Raw genomic sequence first — 1,082 nt, 5'->3', positions numbered from 1 at the left:
TAAGCTGTCATTAAAAAGTAAACATGTATTCTTTTCCGAATTGGTTTGATACTCTCTCCACCCATTGCTCTATTTTATCAGCTGTCATGACTTGAAAATCTCGCCAATAATATTTCATCTGCTTCCATACCATCTCGATTCGATTTAACTCAGGGCTATAAGCTGGAATAAAATACAAATTCGTCGAAAAGTTACTTTTAAGTAGCTCTCTGTAATCAGCCATCTTTTTACTTCTATGAATCGAGGCATTATCAACAATAAGAACCAATGGAAGGTTATAAGTCTGTTTTACTTGTTGAGCTATTCCAGTTAAATAGGCATAAAACCAAGTGCTTGTAACTGACTCTTGTAAACAACTTGTCACCAGTTTCCCCGTTGAAAGCAAACACCCCATGACATTAACTCGTTTTAATCTTATTGCATCAACCGCATGAACATCACCTATCTTTGTCCACGCATAGCGGTTATCAGGTGTAGATGAAAACCCTGTTTCATCAACATAACCTAATATAATTTCACCACGTGCCGCTTGCTCTCGTAATTTTTCAATCTGCTGTGTTGCTTGTTCAAATGCAATCGGATCTCTTTTTTTTCAAGCTATGACGGGTACGCTTGAAGACCATACCTGAATCACGTAAAAACTTACGAATGGTTTCAACAGACACGGACACTTCGTATTCTTCATGTAGTTTGACTCGGATTTGTTCTGCATTGAGTGGACTTGTATTGACCCAATCTAGGATTTTCGCCTGATAGTCTGAGATCAATGTATTGGGCCGACCTGAGCGATGACCTTCTTTAATCGATTCAAACTCATACAATTCCCAACGTCGGCGTTGTAGCCTTATGGTTTCTGGGATACGTTCTTGTAGAGTGGCAACTTCCGCAACACTTTTACCTTCAGAAAGCCAGAGAATAGTTTGGGCACGTTGTCTTTCACGCCAATGTTTTGCATGCTTGGCCAGAAAAATGAGTCGTTCTCGCTGTTCTAAACTAAGTGGTACAGAAACAATTCGAGGCATGTGTGAACATCTGTTAACTAAAAAAACTTTTTCGCATGATTAGTTATTTTTGTCAACTTA

General features: G+C 38.8%; 2 protein-coding genes. Both read right to left on the bottom strand.

Annotated features, from left to right (window positions below):
* Positions 1–10: 10 nt before the first annotated feature.
* Positions 11–550, bottom strand: coding sequence for an IS630 family transposase (locus tag HHA41_RS12990; RefSeq protein ID WP_141730351.1), 540 nt, complete (start codon positions 548–550; stop codon positions 11–13).
* Between the two features lie 16 nt (positions 551–566).
* Entirely contained in the window at positions 567–1,022 is a 456-nt protein-coding gene (locus tag HHA41_RS12985) for a helix-turn-helix domain-containing protein (RefSeq protein ID WP_004973749.1), read from the bottom strand.
* Between the last annotated feature and the right edge of the window lie 60 nt (positions 1,023–1,082).

Origin of the sequence: Acinetobacter sp. A1, from assembly GCF_012371315.1 — a bacterium.
GTDB lineage: Bacteria > Pseudomonadota > Gammaproteobacteria > Pseudomonadales > Moraxellaceae > Acinetobacter.
Note: the sequence above shows the minus strand (reverse complement) of the source record. Positions and strands in the feature narration are given on the sequence as shown.

Bases quoted from the DNA above. Each gene is read 5' to 3' on its own strand.
- HHA41_RS12985 (WP_004973749.1), bottom strand. From the start codon at position 1,022: ATGCCTCGAATTGTTTCTGTACCACTTAGTTTAGAACAGCGAGAACGA.